Source organism: Zhengella sedimenti (assembly GCF_046506625.1).
Taxonomy (GTDB): Bacteria; Pseudomonadota; Alphaproteobacteria; order Rhizobiales; family Rhizobiaceae; genus Zhengella; species Zhengella sedimenti.
The window spans coordinates 436,987-456,209 of the sequence record NZ_JBKFFP010000001.1 but is presented as its reverse complement, the minus strand read 5'-3'; the positions used below and the strand labels follow the sequence as shown (position 1 = coordinate 456,209).

17 protein-coding genes are annotated in these 19,223 nt (G+C 63.0%); 9 read left to right on the top strand and 8 right to left on the bottom strand.

Annotated features, from left to right (window positions below):
• Positions 1-111 precede the first annotated feature (111 nt).
• From ACLB6G_RS02295 to ACLB6G_RS02275, 5 genes are all read right to left on the bottom strand, one after another.
• Positions 112-597 carry a hypothetical protein gene (locus ACLB6G_RS02295; RefSeq protein ID WP_410355177.1) on the bottom strand — a complete coding sequence of 162 codons (486 nt, stop codon included), beginning with the start codon at positions 595-597 and terminating at the stop codon, positions 112-114.
• Complete coding sequence (locus ACLB6G_RS02290; RefSeq protein WP_410355152.1) at positions 543-674, bottom strand: hypothetical protein; 132 nt, start codon at positions 672-674, stop codon at positions 543-545. Before ACLB6G_RS02290 ends, ACLB6G_RS02295 begins: the two co-directional genes overlap by 55 nt.
• Positions 675-883: 209 nt before the next feature.
• Positions 884-1,807: a hypothetical protein gene (locus ACLB6G_RS02285; RefSeq protein WP_410354489.1), complete on the bottom strand. Its 924-nt coding sequence runs from the start codon at positions 1,805-1,807 to the stop codon at positions 884-886.
• Positions 1,808-1,862: 55 nt separating this feature from the next.
• The gene (locus tag ACLB6G_RS02280; protein ID WP_410354488.1) at positions 1,863-3,107 is read right to left on the bottom strand and encodes a tyrosine-type recombinase/integrase; all 1,245 of its coding nucleotides are present in this window, start codon (positions 3,105-3,107) and stop codon (positions 1,863-1,865) included.
• A gap of 523 nt (positions 3,108-3,630) precedes the next feature.
• Entirely contained in the window at positions 3,631-4,467 is an 837-nt protein-coding gene (locus ACLB6G_RS02275; RefSeq protein ID WP_410354487.1) for an enoyl-CoA hydratase-related protein, read from the bottom strand.
• A gap of 229 nt (positions 4,468-4,696) precedes the next feature.
• Between ACLB6G_RS02275 and ACLB6G_RS02270 the strand changes: the two genes are divergently transcribed.
• The 5 genes from ACLB6G_RS02270 to ACLB6G_RS02250 all read left to right on the top strand — a co-directional run bounded on the left by ACLB6G_RS02270 (position 4,697) and on the right by ACLB6G_RS02250 (position 10,388).
• Positions 4,697-5,479 (top strand): enoyl-CoA hydratase/isomerase family protein, encoded by a 783-nt coding sequence (locus ACLB6G_RS02270; protein WP_410354486.1) that lies wholly within the window; start codon positions 4,697-4,699, stop codon positions 5,477-5,479.
• A 130-nt stretch (positions 5,480-5,609) separates the two neighbouring features.
• Positions 5,610-6,632, top strand: coding sequence for a phosphotransferase family protein (locus tag ACLB6G_RS02265; protein ID WP_410354485.1), 1,023 nt, complete (start codon positions 5,610-5,612; stop codon positions 6,630-6,632).
• Between the two features lie 27 nt (positions 6,633-6,659).
• Positions 6,660-7,892 carry an acyl-CoA dehydrogenase family protein gene (locus tag ACLB6G_RS02260; RefSeq protein WP_410354484.1) on the top strand — a complete coding sequence of 411 codons (1,233 nt, stop codon included), beginning with the start codon at positions 6,660-6,662 and terminating at the stop codon, positions 7,890-7,892.
• A gap of 102 nt (positions 7,893-7,994) precedes the next feature.
• Positions 7,995-9,575: a class I adenylate-forming enzyme family protein gene (locus tag ACLB6G_RS02255; RefSeq protein ID WP_410354483.1), complete on the top strand. Its 1,581-nt coding sequence runs from the start codon at positions 7,995-7,997 to the stop codon at positions 9,573-9,575.
• Positions 9,576-9,659: 84 nt separating this feature from the next.
• Entirely contained in the window at positions 9,660-10,388 is a 729-nt protein-coding gene (locus tag ACLB6G_RS02250) for a FadR/GntR family transcriptional regulator (RefSeq protein WP_410354482.1), read from the top strand.
• 22 nt (positions 10,389-10,410) lie between these two features.
• Here the strand turns inward: ACLB6G_RS02250 and ACLB6G_RS02245 are convergent, their stop codons facing one another.
• Positions 10,411-11,163: a FadR/GntR family transcriptional regulator gene (locus ACLB6G_RS02245; RefSeq protein ID WP_410354481.1), complete on the bottom strand. Its 753-nt coding sequence runs from the start codon at positions 11,161-11,163 to the stop codon at positions 10,411-10,413.
• Positions 11,164-11,360: 197 nt separating this feature from the next.
• Here ACLB6G_RS02245 and ACLB6G_RS02240 point away from each other — a divergent pair, with 197 nt between their 5' ends.
• Together ACLB6G_RS02240 and ACLB6G_RS02235 are read left to right on the top strand one after the other, a co-directional pair.
• The gene (locus ACLB6G_RS02240) at positions 11,361-12,656 is read left to right on the top strand and encodes a CaiB/BaiF CoA transferase family protein (protein WP_410354480.1); all 1,296 of its coding nucleotides are present in this window, start codon (positions 11,361-11,363) and stop codon (positions 12,654-12,656) included.
• Entirely contained in the window at positions 12,653-13,069 is a 417-nt protein-coding gene (locus ACLB6G_RS02235) for a PaaI family thioesterase (protein WP_410354479.1), read from the top strand. The genes ACLB6G_RS02240 and ACLB6G_RS02235 overlap by 4 nt, the downstream gene beginning before the upstream one ends.
• A 126-nt stretch (positions 13,070-13,195) precedes the next feature.
• Here the strand turns inward: ACLB6G_RS02235 and ACLB6G_RS02230 are convergent, their stop codons facing one another.
• Entirely contained in the window at positions 13,196-14,947 is a 1,752-nt protein-coding gene (locus ACLB6G_RS02230; RefSeq protein ID WP_410354478.1) for a hydantoinase B/oxoprolinase family protein, read from the bottom strand.
• Entirely contained in the window at positions 14,947-16,968 is a 2,022-nt protein-coding gene (locus ACLB6G_RS02225; protein WP_410354477.1) for a hydantoinase/oxoprolinase family protein, read from the bottom strand. Before ACLB6G_RS02225 ends, ACLB6G_RS02230 begins: the two co-directional genes overlap by 1 nt.
• A 283-nt stretch (positions 16,969-17,251) precedes the next feature.
• On the opposite strand from ACLB6G_RS02225, the gene ACLB6G_RS02220 reads away from it, so the two are divergent.
• Positions 17,252-18,445: an acyl-CoA dehydrogenase family protein gene (locus ACLB6G_RS02220; protein WP_410354476.1), complete on the top strand. Its 1,194-nt coding sequence runs from the start codon at positions 17,252-17,254 to the stop codon at positions 18,443-18,445.
• Positions 18,446-18,448: 3 nt separating this feature from the next.
• The gene (locus ACLB6G_RS02215) at positions 18,449-19,222 is read left to right on the top strand and encodes an enoyl-CoA hydratase/isomerase family protein (protein WP_410354475.1); all 774 of its coding nucleotides are present in this window, start codon (positions 18,449-18,451) and stop codon (positions 19,220-19,222) included.
• Position 19,223: the final 1 nt, after the last annotated feature.

Below are 19,223 nucleotides of genomic sequence, written 5' to 3'. Positions count from 1 at the left end.
CACTGCGCCACCGGTCTGCAGGTCGATCCCGGACAACTTTTGCGCCCCCCTCCCCCCTGTCTGAGAGGAGCCGAAAAACTGTTCGCCTGACGGGTGCGATGCCGTACCCGGTTAGGCTGCGCTGTTGGCCCGCTTGGTTTCATCCCGGTTATCGAAGAGTGCGACAGATTTGGCGCTGGCAAACTTGTTCATTCGGCAACCGCAACTCGCGCACTTCCCGGTGATAGTCAGCACTTTTGTATTGAGCTGTTTCAGCAACTTGGAGCCTCCGGCGAAAGGCCTGGCTCTACGGCAACGTGGGCAATACGCCTCTCCAGGTCTGGTCGGCGTTTTGCGGCTCTTCCATTTATGGCGAAGCCATTCCTTTGCCTGTGCGCCATCGATGACCTTTGGCTTCAAGCCGTCCAAGGTCGGCATGCCTGACCGCAGCCATTTGCGCACAGTGGCCGGGTTTCGCCGTACCGCCTTGGCAAGCTCCAATATCGAATAGGTCTGCGTCGGTCGGATGCGCCGGAAATCGGGCTTGCGTTTCATCCGCGCCTTCATTTCGGCAGTCCGTATTCGGATGTTGAGCGGAAGCGCTTCGAAGTGATCCAAGCATCGATATCTTCAGGCCTGTACACGACGCGACGGCCAAGCTTTGAGTAAGGCGGCCCGTCACCAGAGAGTCGCATTTTGGCCAGTGTGCTTTCGGACAGCCCGAGCCGTTCGGCAACCTGGCCCGCGTTCAGGACAATAGGAATTGGGGTAGACATTGATCCATCACCATCGAATCGCCGGACAACCCCGGCAGGTGATGAAATGCTGAGTTGATTCTATCGAAAATTCGCGGGGTATGTTTGATAGCTGCTATCACCGAAAAAATGGTGAGACAAAGCAGGCTTCACCCACCACTTTGGTCCTTGATCCGTAATTCTCTAATTCGGTTGGCAATTAGATTGAGATCGATTTCACGTGTCAGATCGCGATATTCTTTTGCCCGTTCAACCAAACTAACGCCTCGGTGCGAACCATAATCCGGAAATCCAATCTCAATATTTGCATCGAAGTCTTCTGCGTGCCGTCCCGCTATCTCTGCGATTTTGAGTTCGGTGGCATAGTCTGAATCAAGCTTCAAATCCTTTTCCCAACTTCGCAGTGTTTCGACGCTTTGACCTATTCCTTCTGCAACGAATTCCAGCGCTCTGTATTTCTTCCAACCGATACCGATCCGGAAGTGTACCTGAGCCAACGCTTCCAATCGCCACTGGTCGAGATCAAATGCTTGGCCAACACGTCGCCTTGTCCAAGGCTTCAACAGCGGATCGTACTGTCCTTCGTTAAGCGCGCGTAGCGCACGGAGTAAAGGGTACCTCCAAATGTTGCCATCTTGGGAGCGACTAGACAACATATCGACTGCAAAATGACGCAATATTTGATTAATACGACCACTATCTACAAGGTATTCATCGTCATCTAAGAATACTTGAAATTTCTCGTCTTTGAAACTTGTGGCGACGCCGTTTAGAAATTCTGCTCCAATGATCTCAAATCTGTGTGAATCTAGATGGATATCCGGATGCTGTTCCTTAAGGGTTTCCACGAACTCAGCGTCATAAGCTGCGCGCGCATGAGCAGCTAGATGGCATTGCGCCCAGAGCCCTAGGAGATCAAATAATCTCCAGAAAGCATCGATAGCTCGATATGCATTCTCGGTTTTATGGAGTTCTGCGGTCTCGCCCGCTTTGGGATCATTGCCGTTATAAAATTCAAGGATTTCTTCAAAAATTATCCTTGATTTTTCTTCAATTTCGTCAAACCTAGCCACTTTAGCGGCCGGAAATTTGATTCGAGACAGATTATACAGAAAAATGGCAAAGTCGTTAGTGATCCACTTTATAGACTAGGTCTTTTCCCATCGCCGCCGCAATCTTTCCGCCGACCGCTTCGCTTGCCGCCTTCAATGGGTCGTCATGCAGATGCGCATAGCGTTGCGTCGTGGCGCTGTCCGTATGACCTAAAAGCGCTCCGATGATTGGCAGGCTTGCACCGCCGGAAACCGCGATACTGGCGAAGCTGTGGCGGAGGTCGTGCAGGCGGACGTCGTCCAGACCTGCCATGCTTCTAACGATGCGCCAAACCTTTGGCGTGCCTTCATAGTGTCCTTCGCTGCGATGGGCAGGAAAGACGAAGGGCGACCCTTCAAATCTTGCAAGGTTGCTCAGAATTTCCAGTGCGCCAGCGTTGAGCGGAATCGCCTTCTGACCTGTCTTGGAATCTGCAAGCCGGAGATAGCCACCATCGAAATCGACCGCGTCCCAGCGCAAGGTCTCGATCTCGCCTTTCCGCGCACCGGTAAAAACAAGCAGTTTGAGAATTGCTAGCGCTTGCGGATTCAGCCCACGTTCTTCACCGATAGCCAGCGCTTGGCCAAGTGCCACAAGTTCCTGCTGGCTGAGATATCGCTGGCCCTTCCGGTCAGCAAAGCGCTTCACTCCGTGGACGGGGTTTGTCTCGACCAGTCCGCAATCGAAGGCGTAGCTGAATATACCGCCAAGTAGCCCAACAGTCCGGGTAGCCGTGCCCTTGCCACCCTTCACAATGGCGCGGCCACGCAAACCGGTTTTCTGGTCGAGTGATGTCTTGCCGTTGGCAACGTCTTGAAGGAAGCGCTTTATATCAGCGCGTGTCACTTCCGGAACCTTCTTCTTGCCGAGCAGCGGCTTGATATGGCGTTCGATGCGCCCACGGTCTGTAGCTATGGTACTGGCCTTCTTGGTACCGATGCCATTCTCAATATAGAGGTCACATAGCTGCGCAACGGTGATTTGCTTTTTCGCGTCCTGCTTTTCCTTTGCCGGGTCTTCGCCATTGGCAGCCCTGCCTAGGAGCTTTCGCGCTTCTGCCCGAGCCTGATCGACGGTCCAGGGCGATCCGTGCGCGCCGATAGTCATTCGCCGCGTAGGTGCCGTCCTGCCGTTCCCAACGCGATATTTGCAGACATAGGACTTCCGACCACCCTTGGCGATCTTGATCCCAAAACCCTTCAACTCACTGTCCCAAAGGAAGTAGTCTTTATCTTGCAGTGCTGCGGTATCGATTCTCGACTTAGTAAGGCGATGGCTCATATTTCCAGCCCCGGCTTGCCGGAATAGTGCTTAGGGCAACGCCGTTGAAATATGTCGGAACCATTTGCGCCGTATCGGTGCCCGCATTCGAGACATTCCAGCTCGTAGACTTTTTGATTGTGATCCGTGCCGTCTAGGCCAGTCTTCCCTACGACCTTCTGCCGATTGCGGTTGATGAATCCGGTTTCAGTCGTGCCCTTTGACATACGCCCTCCGGAACGGTGGATACTTTTTGAGAAAGTGACCACATAGTAACCACCAGACCCGGAACGTCAAGGAATGGCAATCAACGAACTTGCGGCTAAAACGAATAAGAACAATAATTTAGTGAATGTGAAGGAATGGAAAAGAAACTGTTAAAACAAAAATCCCCCGCCCTCCGAAGGCAGAGGTCACAGGTTCGAATCCTGTCGGGTGCGCCAGTTTCCTTCCTCCCGAACGCATTCGGCCGGGCCGGTGGAAAAGGCCGGCAGTTGCCGGCGAAGGTCCGGCAATGCCGGAGCGCGCCAGCCCGGATCGCCCGTCAGGACCACCAGTGGCGCATGTATCCCGCATCGGAGACCGTGCCCGTGAAGCGTGGCGGACGCTTTTCACGGAAACTCGCGACGCCCTCCGCCGCATCCGGCGCTGAGAGGCATGCCGCCAGGGCGCGGCTTTCCAGTTCATGCGCGGTACGCGGGTGGTCGGCCCCCATCATGCGCAGCAGCATCTGCCGGTTGATGGCCAGGGATGCGGGCGCACAATTGTCGGCGATGTCCCGCGCCATGGCCCGGGCCCGCTCCATCAGGTTTTCCCCCGGCAGGCCCTCATGGGCCAGTCCGCGTTGCAGCGCTTCATCCGCCAGAAAGGTGCGGCCGGTCAGCATCCAGTCCATGGCGGTCTGCAGGCCGACGAGGCGCGGCAGGAACCAGCTTGAGCAGGATTCCGCGCAAATCCCGCGCCGGGTGAAGGGGAAAGCGAATTTCGCCCGATCCGAAACGAGGCGGATATCCATTGCCAGGGTAAAGGTGGCGCCGAACCCCACCGCCGCGCCATTGATCGCCCCGATGACGGGCTTGCGCATCGCGAAGAGGCGCAGGACCGTGACGCCGCCAATGTCCGGCGGTATCCCCTCGCCGGTTGCGGCGTCGCCGCCGGCCGGCAGCCGGAATCCGTCCGATATGTCCGTGCCGGCACAGAACGCCCGTCCCTCACCGGTCACGATGACACAGCGTATGCCGTCGTCGGCGTCGGCGGCATCCAGCGCCGCGACCAGTTCGTCATGGGTCTGCATGCGCGCCGCGTTCATCACGTCTGGCCGGTTGAACGCAATCGTCGCGACCCCGTTGTCCGCCGAATAGGCAATGTCATTGAAATGCACCGGGACTCCTTCCGCCGAACCTCCCTGGAACGGCCTTTATGTCCGACAATCCGATTGACAGCTTTATATCGCGGCCCTTAGCCTGTGTCCATTGCAACGCGGCCGGTCCGTGCGCTGGCGACGGCCTGCTAAAGCCGGGGTTCGCCGCCATTTCGGACGGCGCCCGGGTAAAGAAGGGCACGCCGATGGCCCTCCGGCAGCGTCGCTGTTTCATGAAAGTGGAGGCACCATGATGACCGGACCCATCGATCTTGCAATTGCCGACGGCGTGGCGCATCTGCGTTTCAATCGTCCGGAGCGCATGAACGTTCTCGACATCGAGACAGCCAACGCCTTCCAGGCCGCGGCAGAAACGGTGCTTGGCGACAGCGCGGCCCGTGTCCTGCTCGTGTCGGGCGCCGGACGCAGCCTCATGGCCGGCGGCGATGTCAAGGGCTTTCATGGCGAGGCCGACAAGCCGGCCTTCATCGCGGCGACGATCGATCCGCTGCATGCCGCGCTCAAGGCGCTCGCCGCGTCCGATGTCATCACCATCGTTGCCGCCCATGGCCGCGTGGCAGGCGCCGGCGTTTCGCTCGTCGCCTGGGCGGACCTGGCGCTGGCTGCCGGCGATGCGAGCTTCACCCTTGCCTATTGCCGCATCGCCGGCGTTCCCGATTGCGGAGGAAGCTGGGCGTTGCCTCGCGCCATCGGACTGAAGCAGGCCCTTGCCATGGCCCTTCTCAACGAGCCGGTGGGCGCGGAAGAAGCGCTGCGCATGGGGCTGGTCAACCGGCTAGTGCCCGCCGCAGACCTCGATGCCGAGGGCCTGGCAATGGCCAAACGGATCGCTGCCGGATCGCGCCAGTCGCAGGGCCGGACCAAGGCGCTCATGCGCAATGCCTTCGAGACGCCCCTTGCCGCGCAACTGGACGCGGAGAAGGCCGCCTTCATGGCCTGCGCCGCCCATCCCGATTTCGCCGAGGGCGTTGGCGCCTTTCTGGGACGCCGGAACCCGGTGTTCGCGGACTGACGGTTCCAAGCACCGCCGCCACCGCATCAGGACGTCACCGGACCTTGCAACGGCCGCGACGGGCCGGTTGACAACACAGGCGTTTTGTTGAAATGTCCGTTTGTCGGACAATTATACAAAAAGCATCGCCGTGGCGGAAAACAGGTTTGAATTCGATACCCGGGTCCTGCTGACATACCTTGCACGCCACGTCGGCGGGCTGGGCGGGGATCTCGTCTTGCGGCGCATCGCCGGCGGTCAGTCAAATCCGACCTATTTCCTGGAAAGCGGCTCGCGCCGGCTGGTCCTGCGCAAGAGGCCTGGCGGCGATCTGCTGCCCTCCGCCCACATGGTCGACCGTGAGTACCGGGTTCAGGCTGCGCTGAGGAACACAGGTGTGGCCGTGCCGGAGATGGTGCATTTCTGCGACGATCCGGCCATTATCGGGACCCCGTTCTACGTGATGGAACATGTGCAGGGACGGGTGCTGCACGACAATGGCCTGCCGGATATCCCGAAGCCGGAACGCCGCGCCTATTTCGATGCCCTCGCGCGCATGCTGGCGGAAATCCACAAGGTCGACATCGCCGCGGCAGGCCTGTCCGACTTCGGCAGGGCCGGCGGTTTCGCCGCGCGCCAGATCAGACGCTGGACACGCCAGTGGGAGCTTTCGCGCTCCGGCGCCAATGCCGATGTCGAGACGCTGGCGCAGTGGCTGCCGCGCAACCTGCCCGATGAGGATCGTACCACGCTCGTCCATGGCGATTTCCGGCTGGGCAATGTCATGTTTCACCCGGTGGAACCGCGCATCGTGGCCGTTCTGGACTGGGAGCTTTCCACCCTTGGTCATCCGCTGGTCGATCTGGCCCATACCTGTGTCTACACATGGTTCATGGGCCGCAATGACTATGGACGGGGACTCCTCGATGTCGACAGGGCAGCGGGAGCGCTTCCCGAAATGGATGAATTTACAGCGCTTTATTTCGAGGCCGCGGGCCGGGACAACCGCCTGACGCGGTTCTACCTGGCGCTCGCCCTGTTCCGCAACGCCGTCATCTTCGAGGGGATTGCCAGCCGGGCACGACAGGGGAATGCCGCCTCCCGCGATGCGGCCGATGTCGGCCGCCTTGCGCCGGTGCTTGCGGCCAGGGGCGCGGCCCTCGTCGGCGCCTGAGCGAAGAATGACAGGAAGGATTGGGCAATGGATTTTGGCTACACCCCGCGCATGAAGGAACTGCAGGCAAAGGTTCGTGCCTTCATGGACGACCATGTCTGGCCGGCGGATGCGGACTATCACCGCATTGCGGCCACGCATGCCTATCCGGAGGAACTGATCGACGGGCTGAAGGAGAAGGCCAGGGCACAAGGCCTCTGGAACCTCTTCCTCCCTGCACTGAAGCCCGATGAACCCGGAACCGCGCTGACGAACCTGGAATACGCCCCGCTCGCCGAGATCATCGGCCGTCTGCCCTGGGCGTCGGAAGTGTTCAACTGCAGTGCGCCCGACACCGGCAACATGGAAATCCTGCACCTCTTTGCCACGCCCGAACAGCGGGAGCGCTGGCTGAACCCGCTGCTTGAAGGCCGGATCCGGTCGGGCGTGTCGATCACCGAGCCCGATGTTGCCTCCGCCGATCCGACGAACCTTGAGACGCGCATCGAGCGCGATGGCGATCATTATGTCATCAACGGGCGCAAGTGGTTCACAACCGGCGCCATGCACCCGAAATTCGCCTTCACGCTGGTGATGGGCATCTCCAATTCCGCGGCCGATGCACCGCGACACGCGCGTCACAGCTTCGTCATCGTTCCGGTCGGGACGCCGGGCTTCCGCGTCGTCCGCGATGTGCCGATCATGCATCACCATGCGCCCGAGGGCCATTGTGAAGTGGAGTTCAAGGATGTCCGGGTGCCGGTGAGCAACCTGCTCGGCGAGGAAGGAGCGGGTTTCGCGATTGCCCAGGCGCGCCTCGGGCCGGGCCGCATCCACCATTGTATGCGCACCATCGGCCAGTGCGAACTGGCGCTGGAGATGATGTGCGAGCGTGCCCTGACACGGCGGACCTTCGGCAAGGACCTGGCGGAATATGCCAACATCCAGGACTGGATTGCCGAATCGCGCATCGAGATCGACCAGGCGCGCCTGCTCAATCTTTACACGAGCTGGCTGATGGACACCCAGGGCAACAAGGCCGCCCATGTCCTCGTTTCGCAGATCAAGGTGGCCGCCGCCCGTCTGCAAACGCGCGTTCTCGACCGTGCGATCCAGGTCTACGGTGCCTGCGGCATCACGCCGGATACGCCACTGGCGTTCCTCTGGACATGGGGCCGCGCGCTGCGTTTCATCGACGGACCGGACGAGGTGCATCTTCGCGGCATCGCACGCCATGAACTGAAACAGGCGCGAAGCCGCCTTGGTCCGGCAGCAGGGTAGGGGAACGGCGCCTGCCGGGCCATTGCATGATGACGGATTGCGAAGTTTGAGTTTCAATACCCTGCGGCGGCGGATCCGCGATCTGACGGGAGGTGCCGGACAATGACCTGGGACAGGAGCTTGTTCCCTGCCATGCGCGCCGAGGCGCATTATGGCAATCGCGTGATGCAGTGTTTTGCCGGCCGGCCGGGCAACCTTTACCGGCTGCTGACGGATTCGCTGGAGCGCCACCCGGATTCCGAGGCCATCGTCGACGGCGGCCGGCGCCTCACCTGGCGGGAACTGTCCGAAGCTGTGGATGCCGCGGCGCGGGCGCTGTCGTCGCGCGGCATCCAGGCCGGCGACCGGGTGACCATGGTCATGGGCAACAGCGCGGATTTCGTCGTCGCGCTCTTCGCCCTGTTCCGGATCGGCGGCGTCGCCGTTCCGGTCTCGGTCCGTTCAAGCCGTCCGGAAGTGGCCTACGCCATCGCCAATTGCACCGCGAAACTGCTTCTGCACGACGGGCCGCTCGCCGGCCTGGTCCCCGATCCCGATGACCGGCCCGGCTGTGAAGCCATCGCCTTCAATGCCCTTTCAGGCGAGGGCGCCTTGCCTGATCCCGGCGATCTGCCGGGCGAGGACGAGGTCGCGCTGGTGCTGCATACGTCGGGAACGACGGGCAAGCCCAAAGGCGCGATGCTGACCCATCTGGCACTGATCCACGCGGCGATGTTCTATGAAGCGGCCATGCGGCTTTCGCCGGCCGACCGCGTGGTGGCCTCCGTTCCGTTGAACCACGTGACGGGGATCGCGGCGCTGATCGCCGCGCCCATGCGGGCCGGCGCCACGCTGATCATCATGGAGGGTTTCAAGGCAAGGGTATTCCTCGACCTCGCCGAAGCCGAACGCATGACCTACACGCTGATGGTGCCGGCCATGTACAATCTTTGCCTCCTTCAGCCCGATTTCGGCCAGCGCAACCTGAAAAGCTGGCGCCTTGCGGCCTATGGCGGCGCGCCCATGCCGGAACCGACCATCCGCCGCCTGGCCGCCACCGTTCCGGGTCTCGGCTTTGCCAACTGCTACGGCTCGACGGAGAGCATCGTTGCACAACTTATCACGCCGCCGGAATTCGCCTATGAAAAGCGTGAATATGTCGGATGCCCCCTTCCGGGGACCGAGGCACTGGTCATGGACGAGAACGGCGTCGAACTGCCCCCTGGCGTCGAGGGCGAGATCTGGCTGAAGGGGCCGAACGTGGTGCGCGGCTACTGGAACAACCCGGAAGCCACGGCGCAGTCCTTTGTCGGCGGTTTCTGGCGATCCGGCGACATCGGCATGGCCGATCATGACGGTTTCATCCGGGTTCTCGACCGCGCCAAGGACATGATCAATCGCGGTGGCCACAAGATCTACTCGGCCGAACTCGAGAACGTGCTGACCGATCATCCCGCGGTGGTCGAGGCCGCCGCCCTCGCCCGGCCCTGCCCGGTGCTGGGCGAGCGCGTCCATGCCGCTGTCGTGGCGCGCGCGGATGTCACGGTTGGCGAACTCCAGGACTGGTGCCGGGAGCGCCTGTCCGACTACAAGGTTCCGGAAACGCTCGACATATCGACCGATCCGTTACCCCGGAATGCAAATGGCAAGGTCGACAAGAAGGCCCTGCGCGCGCTGCTGCCCGAGGCCGGCGCCGCGCGGTGACCCGGCTGCCGCCGGTCCGGTTTGCCCGTTCCGGGATCACGCAAAGTCGGCTATGGACAAGGGAGAGGATGAGGTGACGACTTGGTGGAAATAGCCAAACTGAAGATCACGCCGGCCTATCAGGTCGTTTCCGAGGAATTGCAGAAACTGATCGTGGGCGGCCTGTTGAAGCCGGGCGAGCAGTTGCCGAGCGAGACGGAACTGGCATCGCAGTTCGGCGTGAACCGGTCGACGGTGCGCGAGGGCATCAGGCAGCTTGAATCGGAAGGGCTGTTGCGCCGCGAAGGGCGCAAGCGCCTGCTGATCACGGTACCCAGCCAGCAGGACATTTCTCCGCGTCTCGAACGCGCCCTTCTGCTCAACGATGTCCGGTTCAGCGACTTGTGGGAGGTTGCCAGGGTCCTGGAACCGCTCAGCGTGTCGCTGCTGGCCGGCAGGATCACCGGTGATCAGCTGGACGCGCTTGACGAGAATATCGCCGCGACAGCCGAAGCCGTCGCGGCTGAAGAGCCGGCGGACGTCCTCGACACCGAATTTCACGCCCTTCTGGCAAGCTTTGCCGACAACCGGGCGCTTGTAATGGCGCGCGAACCCATCGGCCAGCTTCTGTTCCGCCCCTATGTCGAAATCGGCCGGCAGCTCAAGCAGGCGCCGCTGCGCAATCTGAAGGCGCACCGCGCCATTGTTGCTGCCCTGCGCGGCGGTGAGGGGGCAAAGGCGGTCGAATGGATGGAGCGCCATCTCGACGACCTGCGCCGGGGCTGGCTGATGGCCGGCCGGGCGATCGACGATTCCATCGGACAGCACCAGTAAGCTGGGCGGCCGGATGGTCCGTTCAGCCGCCAGCGCCGATCTTGCTGACCACCTTGGCGTAGGCGCCCACATGCGCTGCCATGCGGCGGCTCGCCAGTTCGGGGTCCCGGGCCGCAATGGCCTTGATGATGGCGGTGTGGGCCTTCTTGGCTTCCTGCCGCACCTTGTCGGTCGTCACCTGCTGGTAGCCGTCGGTATCGAGGATCGGTTGCGAAATGGCTTCCATAAGGGCGGTGAGGATCTCGTTGCCGCTGGCCCTGGCAATGGCAAGGTGCCATTCGAGGTTCAGCCGCTTGTACTTGGCGATGTTGTCGGTGGTGGCGACGAACTCGTCGTTGATGCGGCGGATCTCCGCCAGGTCCTCCTCGGTGTGGTTCTCGGCGGCCTTGCCTGCGAGAAAGGGCTCGATGGCGATGCGGCAGTCCAGAAGCGAGTTGAGCTGGATCGCGTTGCTCATCACGAAGAGCTGCATCGACCGGGCGATGGAGTCGCGCCCGGGAAGCTGGACCACGGAGCCGCCGGAGCGACCCGGCTTGGTGATGATGAGGCCCTCCACCTCCAGGACGCGCAAGGCATCGCGGACCGAAGAGCGGCTCAGGCCTGAACTCTTGACCAGTTCCCGCTCGGGCGGGAGCGATTCGCCGGGTTCGATCTCACCCGACAGGATGATCTGCCGCAACTGGTCGGCAAGAATGTCAGAAGCCTTCGGTACGGAGATCGGTGCGATCTGCCCGTTTCCCCTGTCACCGAAACCGATTTTCCTGTTTGCCGTCACACGAGCCTCCTTGCCGCGGGTTCGACCGGTTTTCCGCTGGCCGGCAGCCTTGCCGGATCTCGGCCTAAAGGTGCACGGCCCGGATTTGCTGACACCCTCCGCCTGCAGATTTGCGGAAACACGTCTATGTTTGTTGAATATAATATTATAAGACCAAATCTCCATGTCCAGTGCGATCAGGAGGGCTTTGAAGGAAAATGTCGGGCAAACAACCATTTCGCCAATCTCCTCTCTATAAGCCAAGGCCGGCCGGTGCGCCATTGGCCCTTCAGGGCATACGGGTCGTGGATTTCACGCGCTATCTCGCCGGTCCGGCATCCACCCAGACGCTGGCCGATCTCGGCGCCGAGGTGATCAAGGTCGAGGCCATCGGAACCGGCGACGAGACCCGAACCTACCAGCCGCCGGATGTGGACGGCGAAAGTCCCTATTTCATCGGCCTGAACCGCGGCAAGAAAAGCCTTTGCCTCAATCTGGCCTCGCCGGGCGGTGTCTCCGTGGCCACCGATCTGGTCCGTCGCGCCGACATCGTGGTGGAGAACTTCGCCCCCGGCGTCATGGCTCGCCTTGGGCTGGATTACGAGGCCCTGCGGAAGATCAACCCGCGCCTGATCTACTGCGCGATCACCGCTTACGGTTCGGGCAACAGCCACTCGGGACAGCCCGGATTCGATTCCGTTTTCCAGGCCGAAAGCGGTTTCGCTTCGCTGACCGGCGATCCCGACCGGCTGCCCATGCGGACCGGCAGCCCTGTCATCGACATCGGCGCCGCCATGAACGGAACCATAGCGGTGCTCGCGGCGCTGTTCGCACGCGAGAAGACCGGCGCCGGCCAGTATGTCGAGGTCTCGATGTTCTCGACGGCCCTCAACATGCTCGCCTATTTCCCGATGAATTATCTGGCCGGCGGCCCCGATCCGGTGCGCCAGGGCAATACGGCGCCCGTCGCCACCCCGATCGGCATGTTCGAAACCGCCGGGGGCGGGCCTGTCTATGTCAGTTGCGGCTCCCAGAAATCCTGGGAAGCGCTTGCTGTCCACGTGCTCGACAGGCCGGATCTGGTGACAGACCCGGACTATGCGACCAACCGCGAGCGCAATGCCAACAGGGACCGGTTGTTCGCCGTCATGGACACCATTTTCCGCAGCCGGCCACGCGATCACTGGATCGACAAGGCGCGGGCGGGGAGGGTGCCCGTCGGCGCCGTGCGCTCGGTCGGCGAAGCCTTGCAGTCGCCGCTGGCGTTGGAGACGAATGTGGTCACGCGCGTGGCCCGCGAAGACGGCGGGGAAGTCCCGAACATCGCCTCGCCCCTGCGCCTTGCGCAGACGCCGGTCGCCGATCCGGTTCCCGCCCCGCGCCTCGACGCCGACCGAGACGCCGTGCTTCGCGACCTGCTCGGCTATGACGATGAACGCATTGCCCGGGTTGCAGACGATGGCGCGTTTTCGCCGCGCGGAACCCGTGACCGCCAGAACGGAGGAAAGAAATGACAGCCCGGGAAACGGATCAGGAAAGGTGGCTTCGGATCGCCGGCGAACAACCGCCCTTCGGGCGCCTGCTCGGCATCAGGATCGTTTCGGCCGAACCCGACCGGGTGGAAGCCCGATTGACCGTCGCGCCGGAACTCGGCAATCGCAATGGCGTCATGCATGGCGGCGCGATCATCGGCCTGGCCGACAACATGGGCGGCACGGCGACCTTCATCAATCTCACCGAGGGACAGGGCACCACGACGGTCGAGAGCAAGACCAACTTCTTTCGCGCGATCGAGGTCGGCAGCACGATCACCGCGATATGCGAGCCGCTTCACAAGGGGCGCAAGACGATGGTCTGGCAAATCCGGATCCTGCGCGAAGACGGCAAGCTTGCGGCCATCGTGACACAGACGCAGTTGATCATCTGACGAAAGGCGCGCGCGCCTGCCGGTTGCGTGCGCGAAAGGCAACGCTCCGGCCCGCCTGGCGGACCGGAGCGCAACGCGGTGCGGGACGCGGCCCGCGCCGGGGAGGATCTGATGGGGAGCGGCCGGTCAGGCCACCTTTCCGCGCCGTCGCTCCTGGCTGGCTGCGATATCGACGATGAAGCGTTCCGCGCCGTCCGGCGATGTCTCGCTGCGAACGACCGCGCGATACACCTCCTCCGCGGTCTGGCGCGAGATATAGCCCAGGTCGAGATCCTCCTGCACCAGGTCGAGGCTGCGCTCGAGCGGATTGCCGAACCCGCCGCCGCCGGGCGAAGCGGCGAACAGCCAGTCGCCTGGCCGCAGTTTCTGCTTCTCGGCCTTGGAGCGCATGGGCGGGCGGACTTCCTTCCCGTCGATGCCAAAGCGCACGATGCTTGGCGCGGCCGCCTGCCCGCCGGCGATGCCGAAGGGCAGGTGGTCCTGCCGGTCTCCAAGGACCGAGACCACGAATTCCGACAGCGCACGGAACTTGTACTGGGTGCCGCAACCGCCCCTGAACCGGCCGGCGCCGCCGGAATCGGGGCGAAGCGCGTATTCGTCGAACTGGAGCGGGTAACGGTGTTCGGACGCCTCGATGGACATGAAATTGGCCATGGACACCGGCGGCGTCCCGTTGACGAGGCCGTCGCCCCTTGAATGGCCGCCATAGCCGCCGGGATAGGGGAAGACGGCAACGAAGTAGTTGCCGGTGTCGGGATGTTTTCCGCCAGCCGTCACGACGCCGACCGTCCCGAAGGCGGGTGCGGGCGTGCGGTCCGGAATGGCCTGCGAAAGCGCGCCGAGAACCACGTCGAAGACGCGCCCGATGGGTTCCAGGTAGCCGCTGACCGGCGAGGGATAGGCCGCGGCGACCACTGAACCCTCGCGAATGTCGAAGCTGGTCGGGCGGAAGGCGCCGCCATTGACCGGCACTTCCGAGAAGATGTGCTTGAGCGCGATGAAGCAGGTCGACTGCGTCGTCGAGCGTGCGAGATTGAGCGGTCCGCGCGCCGCCGGATCGGACTGCGAGAAATCGAAATGCATCGAACTGCCCTTGACGGTCAGCGAGAGCGCGATGCGCACCGGTTCATCGACAATGCCGTCATTGTCCATGAAATCCTCGTGGAAATAGGTCCCGTCCGGGATTTCCGCGATATAGGATCGCATCTGCTGCTCGGAGCGGTCGTTCATTTCCGTGATGCAGGCCGCAAGCGTCTCGCGCCCGTAGCGCTGCACCAGGGCGTCCAGCCCGCGCCGCCCGACATGGAAGACGTTCGCCATGGCGAACATGTCGCCCTCGATCTCGGTGGGCAGCCGCACATTGCCCGTGAACATCGAAACCAGCGCCCGGTTCAGCGTGCCGCCTTCGTAGAGTTTCACCGGAGGAATGACGAGCCCCTCGGTATGGATGTCCTGCGCCGCTGGCGCCCATCCGCCCGGAACGCTGCCGCCGATATCCATCCAGTGGCCGGTACTGGCCAGCAGCGCGAACAGCTGTCCGTCGACGAAATGCGGCGCCACGAGCACGACGTCCTGGAGATGCGTGCCGCTGAGATAGGGGTCGTTCAGGACCCAGACGTCGCCGGGCTTGAACCCGCCCTCGCCGGCCACGTGCGTGATGAGGTTCTGCACCGTGAACTGCATGTTGGCGAGAAAGACCGGCAGTCCGAACCGGCCCTGGGCGACGGTTTCGCCGGTGTCGGGCAGGAAGATGCCGTGGGCACAGTCATTCGTTTCGGAGATGATCGGCGACATCGCCGCATGGATGAGATGCAGGTCCATCTCGTCGGCGATCTGTTCGAGCGCGCCACGGACGACGGCAAGGGTGACGGGATCCATCAGGCGACCTCCACCAGGATGTTTTCAAAGGCGTCGATGCGGCCGGTCATGCCGGGCTCGATGATGATCGTGGTATCGGCCTGCTCGACGATGCAGGGCCCTTCGATGACAGCGCCGGGGTGCAGCGTCTCGCGCTTGTAGACCGGCGTATCCCACCATTTCGAGAAATGAACCTGGCGGCGCGCCGCCGGCTCGGGCGCCGGCAGCGGTTCCGGCGTCGTCCGTTCACGCCGCTCATGCTCGCGCTGCCCCTCGACGACCGTCCTCAGGCTGACGATGGTGGTCGCGATATCGCCCAGCGTGTTGCCATATTCGGCGCGGTAGGCTTCGGCAAAGGCCTCGTCGATGCGCGCGGTGTCCCAGCCTTCCTCGACCCCGACGCGCAGCGTGTGGATCTGCCCGGAATAGGCCATCTCGGCGAAGTGGCGCACGAGCACGGACTTCACCGCCACGCCGCTCGTCTCCAGCTTCGCCCGGCCCTCGGCTTCCTGTTCCCGCATGGCGGCATCGAGTTCGCCCGCCTGCAGGCTCGCCGTGGCGCGCGCAAGCGTCCGCGAGACATCGTAGCGTACATCGGCGACGACGCAGCCCATGGCGCACAGCACGCCGGGCGCCGGGGGCACGATCATGGTCTTGATACCGACCTCGCGAATGATGGCCGAGCCGTGCAACGGGCCGGCGCCGCCGAAGATGACGAGCGCGAAGTCGCGCGGATCGTAACCCCGTTCGATCGACAGAAGCCGGGTTCGCCCGGCCATGTTCTGGTTGACGATGGCCAGGATGGCTTCCGCCGTCTCCTCGATGCCGAGGCCGAGCTGTTCGCCGAGCTTGCCGATGGCGGCCCGCGCGCCCTCCACATCGAGCCGGGTCAGGTTGGTCAGCCCGATCGGATCGTCGGCGTTGATCCTGGCAAGGACGACATTGGCGTCGGTCACCGTGGGCTCGGTGCCGCCGTGGCCGAAGCAGACGGGGCCCGGGCGCGCGCGGGCGCTGCGCGGACCGACCTTGAGGATGCCCGCCCTGTCGACATGAGCGATGGAACCGCCGCCCGCGCCGATGGTGTGGACATTGATCATCGAGACGCGCAGCGGCAGCCGGAAATCGAGATTGGTCTTCGGCGCGATCTCGGGCTCACCGTCGATCACCACCGCGACGTCGTAGCTGGTTCCGCCCATGTCGCCCGTGATGACGCGGTCGAATCCCGCTTCGGATGCGATTCGGGCCGCGGCCGTCACGCCGGCCGCCGGTCCGGAACGCACGATGTGCGCGGCGTGGGCGCCGAGCTGGGCTGCGGGGACAAGGCCGCCATTGGACTGCATGACGAGCGTCTGGCGCGAGAAGCCCCATTCTCCCAGGCGCTCCAGCAGCTTGCGGGAATAGGTCTTGATGAGGGGTTGCAGGAAGGCCTGGATCGCCGCCGTGCTGGTTCGTTCGAACTCGTAATATTCCCGGTTGATGTCCGCCGAGGTGACGATTTCCCAGTCGGGATTGACGTCCGAGAGGATCGCCGCGGCCTCCTGCTCGTGGGCGGGATTCACATAGGAATGAAGGAAGGAGACGACGATGGCCTCGACGTTTTCTTCCTTCAGGCGCGCCGCCAGTTTCTCCACGGCAGCCCTGTCGACGGGCCGGATCACGTTGCCCCGGAAATCCATGCGCTCATCGATCTCGAAGCGCAGGTTGCGGGGGATGAGCGGGTTCTGCTTGCCGGTCAGGCCGTAGAAGTCCGGGCGGTCCCGGCGGCCGAGTTCGAGGACGTCGCGGAAGCCCTTGGTGGTCACGAGCGCGCACTTCGCGCCGACCCGTTCGATCAGGGCGTTCGTGGCGATGGTCGTGCCATGCAGGATGAGGGACAGGTCATCGCGCGGGACGTCCGCACTGCGCAGGGCATCGATAAGGCCGATCGACGGGTCGTGCGGTGTCGATGGCACCTTGCAGATCCTGTCGGCATGAATTCCGTCCCGCGAATAGAACAGATCGGTGAAAGTCCCCCCGACATCGATCCCGACAACGTCTGACAAGGCCTGCTCCTCCCATGGAAAGACCGGCCTCACGCCGGTCGCCGAGATGTCTTCGGGCCGTCACGCCGGCGGCAAGCGCCGGCCGGTCTGGCCTCATGGCCTGCACCATAATCACGATGCCGGACGGCGTCAATCAGTTTGGTCCGATAATTTAATATAGTTTTGGTCTGATAATATCTTGACACGCACCGGCCATTCGGCAAGTCTGTTGGTCAAATGGACCGTCGCATCCGGTGTGACGGGGTACAAGCGCAAGGTGGGAAGGGATCGTATGTTGGAGGCAATGGGATCTGGCAGTCTGGGTGCCTGGGAGATGCCCGAGGAACTTGAAATGCTTCGCAGCACGGCGCGGCGCTTCATGAAGGAAAAGGTGATCCCCGAAGAGGACAAGGTCGAGCATGATGCCTATACCCTGCCCGAACCGGTTCTCAAGCGCCTCCAGAAGGAGGCCCGTGAGCTCGGCCTGTGGTATGTGCAGACGCCGGCCGAACATGGCGGCGCGGGGCTGAACCTGCTCGCCCAGTGCATCATTGCCGAAGAGGCGGCGCAGTGCCGGATGGGCGCCTACATTCCTGCCTGCGGAGCTTTCGGTTTCGATCCGCCCAACATCATCTACAAGGGATCGCCGGAGCAGATCGCCAAATATGCCGATCCGGTCGTTGCCAATGGCGACAAGACATTCGTGGCGATTTCCGAGCCTTCGGGCGGATCGGACCCGGCAAGGGCGATCCAGACCCGGGCGGTGCGTGACGGGGACGACTACGTGCTCAACGGCACGAAGGTCTGGATTTCCGGCGCCAGCCAGGCGAACTGGGGCGTGGTCTTTGCCCGCACGGGTTCCGAGAAGCAGCGGGGCAACATCTCGGCGTTCATCGTCGAAAAGGATTCGCCAGGCCTGACGCTGACCCGCATTCCGGTGATCCGGTCCTATTCGCCCTATGAGCTGTCCTTCGAGAATGTCCGTGTTCCGGTCGAAAACAGGATCGGAGAGGAAGGACAGGGCTTCCAGCTTGCCGAGACATGGCTGGTGCATGGCCGCGTGCCCTATGCCGCGGCGACGCTCGGCATCGCCGACGCTGCGCTGCGCCTTGCCATCGACTGGGCAAGGGAGCGCTACACGTTCAAGACCCCGCTGGCCGACAAGCAGGCGATCCAGTGGATGATCGCCGATTCCGAGATCGAGCTGCGCGCCGCCAAGCTGCTCGTCTACCAGGCCGCCTGGCGCGCCGACCTTGGCTACGACATCAAGATCGATGCCTCGGCCTGCAAGGTCTTCGCCACCGAAACCGCCGGGCGCATCGTCGACCGCTGCATCCAGATCTTTGGCGGGCTCGGCGTGGCCTGCGAGATGCCGCTGGAACGCTGGTACAGGGAAATGCGCATCAAGCGCATCGGCGAGGGGCCGTCGGAGGTTCATCGCATGGTCGTTGCGCGCGATCTCCTGAGCGGCAATGCGAAACGCTCGACGGGGGCGTGAGGAATGTCCATCGACTTCGAGCTCAATGACGGCATTGCCCTGATCACGATCAACCGTCCGGAACGGCTGAACGCGATGGACGACGAGCATTACAAGGGCCTGTCCCAGGCCTGGCAGCGTGTCCGCGACGACGGCGACATCCGGGTCGCCATTGTCACCGGCGCCGGGCAGAAGTCGTTTTCCACCGGTGCCGACATCAAGAGCTTCGTCGCCGCGCCGCCCGGACTGGAAGAAATGTGGCTGACCCAGAAGGACCAGTTGCTCAATCGCGGGCTGGAGGTCTGGAAGCCTGTGATCGCCGCCGTCAACGGCTATTGCCTCGGCGGCGGCATGACCCTCCTGCTGGGAACGGACATCCGCATCGCCGCCCCGCATGCCACCTTCTCGCTAGCCGAGGTCAAGCGCGGTGTCATCGCCGGCAATGGCGGAACGCAGCGCGTCCTGTCGCAATTGCCCTATGCCATCGGCATGGAGATGGTGCTGACCGGCAGTTCCATGGATGCGGAGACCGCCGCCCGCTGGGGACTCATCAACCGCGTCGTGCCGGCCGAAAGCCTCATTGATGAAGCCATGGCGGTGGCGCGCACCATTGCCGCCAACGCCCCGCTCGCCACCCAGGCGGCCAAGGAGCTTGCCGTGCGCGCCCGCGACCTGCCGCTGGCGACCGGCTTGCGTTTCGAACAGGTGGTCAACCGCCTGCTGATGTTCTCCGAGGATGCCGCCGAAGGCCCGAAGGCCTTTGCCGAAAAGCGCCAGCCGCAGTTCAGGGGGCGCTGAC

Excerpts from the sequence above, each read along its gene's own strand:
- ACLB6G_RS02240 (WP_410354480.1), top strand. The coding sequence starts at position 11,361 with ATGTCGGGCAAACAACCATTTCGCCAATCTCCTCTCTATAAGCCAAGG.
- ACLB6G_RS02270 (WP_410354486.1), top strand. The coding sequence starts at position 4,697 with ATGATGACCGGACCCATCGATCTTGCAATTGCCGACGGCGTGGCGCAT.
- ACLB6G_RS02255 (WP_410354483.1), top strand. The coding sequence starts at position 7,995 with ATGACCTGGGACAGGAGCTTGTTCCCTGCCATGCGCGCCGAGGCGCAT.
- ACLB6G_RS02230 (WP_410354478.1), bottom strand. The coding sequence starts at position 14,947 with ATGGATCCCGTCACCCTTGCCGTCGTCCGTGGCGCGCTCGAACAGATC.
- ACLB6G_RS02260 (WP_410354484.1), top strand. The coding sequence starts at position 6,660 with ATGGATTTTGGCTACACCCCGCGCATGAAGGAACTGCAGGCAAAGGTT.
- ACLB6G_RS02220 (WP_410354476.1), top strand. The coding sequence starts at position 17,252 with ATGGGATCTGGCAGTCTGGGTGCCTGGGAGATGCCCGAGGAACTTGAA.
- ACLB6G_RS02290 (WP_410355152.1), bottom strand. The coding sequence starts at position 674 with ATGCGACTCTCTGGTGACGGGCCGCCTTACTCAAAGCTTGGCCGTCGC.
- ACLB6G_RS02280 (WP_410354488.1), bottom strand. The coding sequence starts at position 3,107 with ATGAGCCATCGCCTTACTAAGTCGAGAATCGATACCGCAGCACTGCAA.
- ACLB6G_RS02215 (WP_410354475.1), top strand. The coding sequence starts at position 18,449 with ATGTCCATCGACTTCGAGCTCAATGACGGCATTGCCCTGATCACGATC.
- ACLB6G_RS02235 (WP_410354479.1), top strand. The coding sequence starts at position 12,653 with ATGACAGCCCGGGAAACGGATCAGGAAAGGTGGCTTCGGATCGCCGGC.